Source organism: Streptomyces nanshensis (assembly GCF_001751255.1).
In the GTDB taxonomy this organism is placed as follows: domain Bacteria; phylum Actinomycetota; class Actinomycetes; order Streptomycetales; family Streptomycetaceae; genus Streptomyces; species Streptomyces nanshensis_A.
This window is the reverse complement of sequence record NZ_LJGW01000691.1, coordinates 1-7721: the sequence shown is the minus strand read 5'-3', so window position 1 is coordinate 7721 and position 7721 is coordinate 1. Positions and strand designations below refer to the sequence as shown.

Below are 7721 nucleotides of genomic sequence, written 5' to 3'. Positions count from 1 at the left end.
CGACGCTGGAGGTCGCCGACCCGGCGGACGGCACCGTCATCGCCGCCGTCCCGGCGGGCGGCGAGGAGGACGTGACCGCGGCGGTACGGGCCGCGCGCGCCGCACTGCCCGGCTGGGCGGCGACGCCGCAGGCCGAACGCGCGGCGCTGCTGGGCGCGTTGCACGGCATTCTGGATTCCCGCCGCGAGGAGATCGCCACGACGGTGACCGCCGAACTGGGCGCCCCGCTGGCCTTCTCCCGCGCGGTGCACGCGGCCGTGCCGGTCGCGGTCTGCGGCAGCTACGCCGAACTCGCGGCCGGATACCCCTTCGAGGAGGAGATCGGCAACTCCCGCGTCTTCTACGAACCGGTGGGCGTCGTCGGCGCGATCACACCGTGGAACTACCCGCTGCACCAGATCGTCGCCAAGGCCGCCCCCGCCTTCGCCGCCGGATGCACGGTGGTGCTCAAGCCCGCCGAGGACACCCCGCTCGTCGCACAGCTCTTCGCCGAGGCCGTGCACGAAGCGGGCTTCCCCGCGGGCGTGTTCAACCTCGTCACGGGGCTCGGCCCGGTCGCGGGGCAGGCCCTCGCCGCACACGACGGCGTCGACCTGGTCTCCTTCACCGGCTCCACCGCCGTGGGACGGCGGATCGGCGCGGCGGCCGGCGGCTCGGTCAAGCGCGTCGCGCTCGAACTCGGCGGCAAGTCCGCCAACGTCATCCTGCCCGGCGCGGATCTGACCAAGGCGGTCAAGAAGGGCGTCGCCAACGTCATGGCCAACTCCGGCCAGACGTGCAGCGCGTGGACCCGCATGCTCGTGGACGCCGAGCACTACGACGAGGCGGTACGGATCGCCGCGGAGGCCGTGGCCAAGTACGTCCCCGGCGACCCGAAGGACGAGTCCACGCGCCTGGGCCCCGTCGTCAACGCCGAGCAGCACGCACGCGTCACCGGGTTCATCGCCAAGGGCGTCGAGGAGGGCGCCACGCTCGCCGCGGGCGGCCCCGGCGCGCCCGAGGGCCACGAGGAGGGCTGCTACGTCCTGCCGACCGTCTTCAGCGACGTGACCCCGGACATGACGATCGCCCAGGAGGAGATCTTCGGTCCCGTGCTGTCGATCCTGAAGTACGAGGACACCGACGACGCCGTGCGCATCGCCAACGACAGCGTCTACGGGCTGGCCGGCGCGGTGTGGGCGGCGGACGAGGCGGAGGCCGTCGCCTTCGCCCGCAGGCTGGAGACGGGACAGGTCGACATCAACGGCGGACGCTTCAACCCCCTTGCGCCCTTCGGTGGTTACAAGCAGTCGGGCGTCGGCCGGGAGCTGGGCCGGCACGGGCTGGGGGAGTATCTGCACACCAAGTCCCTCCAGTTCTGAGACCGCCCCGGCGGGGCCGTAGTTGCCGCCCGCCGGCGCCGAAGACCGCCACCGAATCGCCCTGCGCCCGACTCGCCCCCGAGGAGCCCGACATGGTCCGCGCCGCCGTACTCCCCGCCGTCGGAGCGCCGCTCGACGTCACCGAGATCGACCTGCCCGAGCCCGGCCCCGGCCAGGTACGGGTACGGCTGGCGGCCGCGGGCGTCTGCCACTCCGACCTGTCGCTGTCCGACGGGACGCTGCGCCAGCCCGTACCGGCCGTCCTCGGCCACGAGGGCGCGGGCACGGTCGTCTCCGTCGGGGAGGGCGTACGGGAGCACGCACCGGGCGACCCCGTCGTCCTCAACTGGGCGCCCTCGTGCGGCGACTGCCACTTCTGCGCCGTGCTCGCGGAGCCCTGGCTGTGCCCGCACGCCAACGCCGCCACCACCGTCCCCTACGCCCGTACCCGCGGCGGCGAGGACCTCTACCCGGGCCTGAGCTCCGCCGCCTTCGCGGAGGAGACCGTCGTCTCGTCCCGTTCGCTGCTGCCGCTGCCCGCCGGGGTGCCGCTGACCGAGGCCGCGCTGCTGGGCTGCGCCGCGCTGACCGGCTACGGCGCGGTGCACCACAGCGCACGCGTACGCGAGGGCGAGTCGGTGGCCGTCTTCGGCGCCGGCGGGGTGGGGCTGGCGGCGCTCCAGTCGGCGCGCCTGGCGGGCGCGGGCACGGTGATCGCCGTCGATGTCTCCCCGGCGAAGGAGGAGTTGGCGCGGAGAGCGGGCGCGGACGCGTTCGTCCTCGCCTCGGAGACGACGGCCAAGGAGATCCGCGCGCTGACCGGCGGCCACGGCGCGGACGTCGCCGTCGAGTGCGTCGGACGCGGCGAGACCATCCGTACGGCGTGGAACTCCACGCGGCGCGGCGGCCGTACGACCGTCGTGGGCATCGGCGGCAAGGAGGAGCAGGTACGCCTCTCCGCGCTGGAGATCTTCCACTTCGCCCGCACCCTCACCGGCTGCGTCTACGGCAACTGCGACCCGGCCCGCGATCTGCCCGTGCTGGCCGAACACGTACGCGGCGGACGCCTGGACCTCGCGGCCCTGGTGACCGAACGGATCGGCCTGGAGGGCATCCCCGCGGCGTTCGAGGCGATGCTCGCCGGACGCGGCGGCCGTGCGCTGGTGGTCTTCGGCGACGAGCCCGCGCGGCGCTGAGACTCCCGCCGCCGACGGCCTCGCGTACCGCCCCCCGGCACACCCCCGTTCACGCCCCGGCGCCGCGTGAGACCGGCCACACCGATCATGCATTGTGCGCCGTGCGGCCTGCGACGATCCTCGGTACGTGCTGGAGATGCTGCTCGTCCTGCTGGCCGGGGTCGCCGCCGGTGCGCTCAACGCCGTGGGCGGCGGAGGCACCTTCGTGGCGCTGCCCGCCCTCGTCGCCTTCGGTCTGCCGCCCGTGACGGCCAACGCGGTCTCGCGGATCGCCCTCGTACCGGGGGCGGTGGCGAGCGCATGGGTGCTGCGGCGCGAACTGGTCCCGGTCGGCACGGCGTCCACGCGGCGGCTGACGGCGGTCAGCGTCGCGGGCGGCGCCGTCGGCGCGGGACTGCTGCTGGTGCTGCCCGCGTCCTCGTTCGACGCGGCGGCGCCCTGGCTGCTGGCCTTCGCCACGCTCGTCCTCGCCTTCGGGCGCCGCGTCTCGGCGGCGCTGCGCAGCGCCGTGGGACGTCCGGTGACGCTGAGCGCCGGTGCCGTACTGGCGGGACAGTTCGTGATCGCCGTCTACGGCGGCTACTTCGGCGGCGCCGTCGGCATCATGATGCTCGCGCTGTGGAGCATCGGCCTCGGCATCGACGCGGCGGCCGGCAACCCGATGCGGGTCACACAGCTCGCCGCCATCTTCCTCAGCGCGACGCTGCTCTTCCTCTTCGTCTCGGACGCCCTGCGCACTCCGCTGATCCTCGCCGCCATGCTGGTCGGCGCCGTGGCGGGCGGCTTCGCGGGCGCCCATCTCGCCCGGCGGCTGCCCGCGCCGCTGCTGCGGGGCGTGCTGCTGGCGACGGCCGTGACGACGACCGTCCTGTACTTCCTGCGCGGCTGAACGACCGCCCCCGCGCGAGCGGTTGAGAGGGCTCAGCCGGAGATTCGCGTCAGTCGGAGAAGCGCCTCAGCCGGGGAAGCGCCTCAGCCGGGGAAGCGCGCCGCCAGACCGTCCACCAGCGCCTGCAACCCGGTCTCGAACGCGCCCTCGTCCACGGAGCGTTGGTGCCGCGCCAGCAGATGCGCCTGGTCCAGATGCGGGTAGTCGCCCTCGTACAGCGACGCGTCGCCGACGAAGCCGCGGGCGAAGGACCCGAGCGCCGAGCCCGCCACGAAGTACCGCATGAGAGCGCCGATATGGGTGGCCTGCGCCTTGGGCCAGCCCGCCTCGGTCATCCCGCCGAAGACCGCGTCGGCCATGCGGAGCTGACTCGGGCGGCGCCCCGGCCCCCGCGCCAGGAACGGCACGATGTTGGGGTGCGCGTTGAGCGCCGCCCGGTAGGAGCGCGCCCAGTCCGTCAGCGCACGGCGCCAGTCGGTGCCGTCGGTGAACATCGACACGTCGACCTGTGCGCAGACCGTGTCGGCGGCGGCGTCGAGGATCTCGTCCTTGGTACGGAAGTGGTTGTACAACGAGGGCCCGCTCACACCGAGTTCGGCCGCGAGCCGCCGCGTGGAGACCGCCTCCAGACCCTCCGCGTCCACGAGCGCGAGCGCGCACGCCACGATCCGCTCCCTGCTCAGCAGCGGCTTGGACGGTCGGGCCATGCCCCGATGGTAGAGCGGCGTACGCGGTGCACCGGCGCCGCCGGGTCTCCCGTCGCCCGCCCTGCACATGCGGACGCCCTAAGCAACTGCTCAGCCGCCGGGGTAAGGTGTTCGCCCGGCCGACGGGAAAGGGCCGGGACAGAGCGAAGGGCACTGGCAATGGCATCGGAGGCGGAGCGCCGCGTCGCGACGGCCGACGAATCCTTCGAAGGGGTCTCCCCGGACGCCGCCCGGCGGCTGCTCCTGGGCGCGGTGGACGCCTTCGCGGAGCGCGGCTTCCACGCGACCACCACCCGCGACATCGCGAGCCGCGCGGGCATGAGCCCGGCCGCGCTCTACATCCACTACAAGACCAAGGAAGAACTGCTCTTCCAGATCAGCAGGGTCGGCCACGAGCGCTCCGTCGCCGTGCTCGCCGAGGCCGCCGACGGCGACGGCAGCGATGCCGAGCGGCTCGCGCGCGCCGTCCGGCTCTTCGTGCGCTGGCACGCCGAGCACCACACCACCGCCCGCGTCGTCCAGTACGAACTGGCGGCGCTGGGCGCGGAGCACTACGAGGAGATCGTCGGACTGCGCCGCCGCAGCGAGGAGATCCTGCGCGGGGTGCTGGAGAGCGGCCACGCCGCCGGGGAGTTCGAGGTCGCCGACGTACGCGGCACGACGCTCGCGGTGATGTCCCTGTGCATCGACGTGGCCCGCTGGTACAGCCCGCACGGCCGCAGAAGCCCGGACGAGATCGGCACGCTCTACGCCGACCTCGTCCTGCGCATGGTCGCGCCGCGGGCCGCGGCCGGCTGAGACGTACGGACGGTACGGACAGGACGGACGGCGCGGACCGCCGGGCGCCCGGGATCGCCGGAGCCGCCTACCAGAAGTAGCGGCTCAGGGTCTCCGCGACGCACACCGGCTTCTCGCCGCCCTCGCGCTCGACCGTCACCTTCACGGCGATCTGCACACCGCCGCCCGCCTCGCCGACCTCGAGGAGTTCGGCACGGGCGCGCACCCGCGAGCCGACCGGTACGGGAGCGGGGAAACGCACCTTGTTCACGCCGTAGTTGACGCCCATCCGCACCCCCTCGACGCGCAGGATCTGCGGTACGAGGGCGGGCAGCAGGGAGAGGGTCAGATAGCCGTGGGCGATGGTCGTGCCGAAGGGGCCGTCCTCCGCCCGTGCGGGGTCGACGTGGATCCACTGGTGGTCGCCCGTCGCGTCCGCGAACAGGTCGATCCGCTTCTGGTCGATCTCCAGCCAGTCGCTGACGCCGAGTTCCTGGCCGACCGCGGCCGCCAGTTCGTCGGTCGAGGTGAAGACCCGGGGCTCCGCCATCCGTACAACCTCCCGCTGCGTGTGCGCGCCGCCTGGTCGCTAAGCGCGCGCTCAGCATGCTGTGGTGCCGTCGCGCGTGTCAACGTCCGCGAGCGCGGGAGCGGAAGGCCGCCGTGCGATCCGGCGGTGCCGTGCGGTGCCCCTGGGTGTCAGCTCCGGGAGCCGGCCATCGGGCTCACTCCGGCGCGCAGTGCGCGTGCGGGGGAGCTTCCGGCGAAGCGGATGACGTCCTTGCCGACGTCCTTGTCCATGGCGGCGATCATGCGGCGCAGTACGTCCGCGAGCCGCGGGGTGGGCGGCGTCGAAGGGTCACAGGGGAGCAGCGACCTGCCGCCCCACGTCAGACGGTGCCACTCGTCGTGCGGCGCCGGCTGTCTGATGCCGAGGCGTTTCTCGGCTCTCCGGCGCTGCGCGACCTGCGACTCGTACGCCAGCCACACCGACCGCGCCTCCTCCAGCTCTTCGAGCGCGGAGACCAGGCGCTCCGGGTCGGGCTCGCGGTCGTCCGCGTGGAAGCCCGCCCCGGCGGCCAGATGCTGCCATGTCGCGCGGTGCCCGTACGGGGCGAAGCGCTCCAGGCACTTGCGCAGTGCCTGCCGGCGCTGGGAGGGCGCCCTGTCAGGGTCGCGGACCTGTTCTGCGAGGGCTCTGAAACCGGCCAATCATCCCACCTCCGACGGACTGGACCCGACTCGTCGGCGATATGACGTACGTGCCGCGCAATCGGATCCCCCCGTTGCGAAGTCATTTCCTTCTGGTTGTCCGGGCCGACGGCAACCTGCCTTCCCGGGACCGTCAACTACCCCGGCCATGCGCCCACACGCGTACCGCCCGGCGATTCTCACGCGGTTCTCATGCGTGCTCACAGAACGGCCATGAGTCGTGAAGGCCCGGCGACGGTGCGTGGTGTCGTGTGAATCCCGGGTGCGCCCGCGTGCGCGGTGGTGTGCGCCCGCCTGTGCGTCCCCGGGAGGCACCGGAGGTCCCCGAAGCGGTGAACCCCCTTCCGTACGCGCCGAGTTGACGGGGGCGGGATCGCGCCTCCCGTCGCCGCCGCGGGCGCGCCCGCCGGGGGAGCCGCCGTAGGGTGGAGGAAACCGCCGGGCGTACGGGAGCTGATCAGCATGGCCGAGGAGGGACCCGGAGCGGACCGGGCTTCCAAGATCGACACCTCCGTGCCGCACTCGGCGCGGATCTGGAACTACTGGCTGGGCGGCAAGGACAACTACCCCGTCGACGCCGAGGCCGGCGACGAGTTCGCGAAGGTCTTCCCCGGCATCGTCGACGCCGCCCGCGGCTCGCGGTATTTCCTCGCGCGCGTGGTGCGCCATCTCGCGGGCGAGGTGGGCATCCGCCAGTTCCTGGACGTGGGCACCGGGCTGCCCACCGTGGACAACACCCACGAGATCGCCCAGTCCGTGGCGCCGAGTTCGCGCATCGTGTACGTCGACAACGACCCGCTCGTCCTCGTACACGCGCAGGCGCTGCTGACCTCCACGCCCGAGGGCGCCACCGACTACATCGACGCCGACGTGCGCGAGCCGGAGAAGATCCTCGAAGCCGCCGCCGCGACGCTGGACTTCAGCCGTCCCGTCGGTCTGATGATGCTCGGCATCATGGGCCACATCCCCGACGACGACCTCGCACGGTCGCTCGTGCGGCGGCTGCTGGAGGCCCTGGCCCCCGGCAGCCATCTCACGCTCAGCGACGGCACCGACGTCAGCGCCGCACGGCAGCAGGCCCACGCGACGTACAACAGAAGCGGCGCCGTCCCGTACCACCTGCGCAGCCCCGAGGAGTTGGGGCACTTCTTCGACGGACTCGACCTGCTGGAGCCGGGCCTGGTGCCCGTCACGCAGTGGCGGCCCGACCACACCCCGTTCCCGGTGACTCCCGTCACCACCTACGGAGGCGTCGGCCGCAAGGGCTGACCGGCGCGGGGCGGCACTTCGCCCGACGCTCCAGGTCACAGCGGCGTCCGCGGGAGCGCTCCCGCGGACGCCGTCGCTCTCGTGCCCGTCCCGTCCCGTACGCGGTCCGCCGCCCTCCTCTTCCCCCGGCCATACCGACTGGTTAGTCTGCCGCCGGGGATCATTCACCGGACGGCGAAGGGGAGTTGCGCGGATGGAGTCTCTGCGGGAGAGCACTGTGGTCGTCACCGGCGCCGGCGGCGGCATCGGAGCGGCCTACGCCCGGCGCTTCGCCGCGGCGGGCGCCCGGGTCGCCGTCAACGACCTCGAC

Annotated in this window: 9 protein-coding genes; 6 read left to right on the top strand and 3 right to left on the bottom strand. The window is 73.3% G+C overall.

Annotated elements, in window-relative coordinates; all coding sequences use genetic code 11:
• The 3 genes from AN218_RS31940 to AN218_RS31930 form a co-directional block, all read left to right on the top strand.
• Window positions 1-1361, top strand: a 1361-nt coding sequence (locus tag AN218_RS31940) for an aldehyde dehydrogenase family protein (RefSeq protein WP_244900890.1), incomplete at its 5' end; no start/stop codon positions are given.
• 92 nt (window positions 1362-1453) lie between these two features.
• Window positions 1454-2557 (top strand): Zn-dependent alcohol dehydrogenase, encoded by a 1104-nt coding sequence (locus tag AN218_RS31935; protein WP_070020514.1) that lies wholly within the window; start codon window positions 1454-1456, stop codon window positions 2555-2557.
• A 136-nt stretch (window positions 2558-2693) separates the two neighbouring features.
• Window positions 2694-3446, top strand: a complete 753-nt coding sequence (locus AN218_RS31930; RefSeq protein ID WP_375537911.1) for a sulfite exporter TauE/SafE family protein — start codon at window positions 2694-2696, stop codon at window positions 3444-3446.
• A gap of 83 nt (window positions 3447-3529) precedes the next feature.
• On the opposite strand, the gene AN218_RS31925 is transcribed toward AN218_RS31930, so the two are convergent.
• Window positions 3530-4153: a TetR/AcrR family transcriptional regulator gene (locus tag AN218_RS31925; RefSeq protein ID WP_070020512.1), complete on the bottom strand. Its 624-nt coding sequence runs from the start codon at window positions 4151-4153 to the stop codon at window positions 3530-3532.
• 159 nt (window positions 4154-4312) lie between these two features.
• Between AN218_RS31925 and AN218_RS31920 the strand changes: the two genes are divergently transcribed.
• Window positions 4313-4951 carry a TetR/AcrR family transcriptional regulator gene (locus AN218_RS31920; protein ID WP_070020511.1) on the top strand — a complete coding sequence of 213 codons (639 nt, stop codon included), beginning with the start codon at window positions 4313-4315 and terminating at the stop codon, window positions 4949-4951.
• A gap of 67 nt (window positions 4952-5018) precedes the next feature.
• On the opposite strand, the gene AN218_RS31915 is transcribed toward AN218_RS31920, so the two are convergent.
• Entirely contained in the window at window positions 5019-5480 is a 462-nt protein-coding gene (locus AN218_RS31915; protein WP_070020510.1) for a MaoC family dehydratase, read from the bottom strand.
• Between the two features lie 149 nt (window positions 5481-5629).
• The gene (locus AN218_RS31910) at window positions 5630-6142 is read right to left on the bottom strand and encodes a hypothetical protein (protein WP_244900889.1); all 513 of its coding nucleotides are present in this window, start codon (window positions 6140-6142) and stop codon (window positions 5630-5632) included.
• A 462-nt stretch (window positions 6143-6604) separates the two neighbouring features.
• Here AN218_RS31910 and AN218_RS31905 point away from each other — a divergent pair, with 462 nt between their 5' ends.
• Together AN218_RS31905 and AN218_RS38960 are read left to right on the top strand one after the other, a co-directional pair.
• Window positions 6605-7411, top strand: coding sequence for an SAM-dependent methyltransferase (locus AN218_RS31905; protein WP_070020509.1), 807 nt, complete (start codon window positions 6605-6607; stop codon window positions 7409-7411).
• A gap of 193 nt (window positions 7412-7604) precedes the next feature.
• Window positions 7605-7721: SDR family NAD(P)-dependent oxidoreductase (locus AN218_RS38960; protein WP_141747779.1), on the top strand; the 117-nt coding region annotated here is incomplete at its 3' end.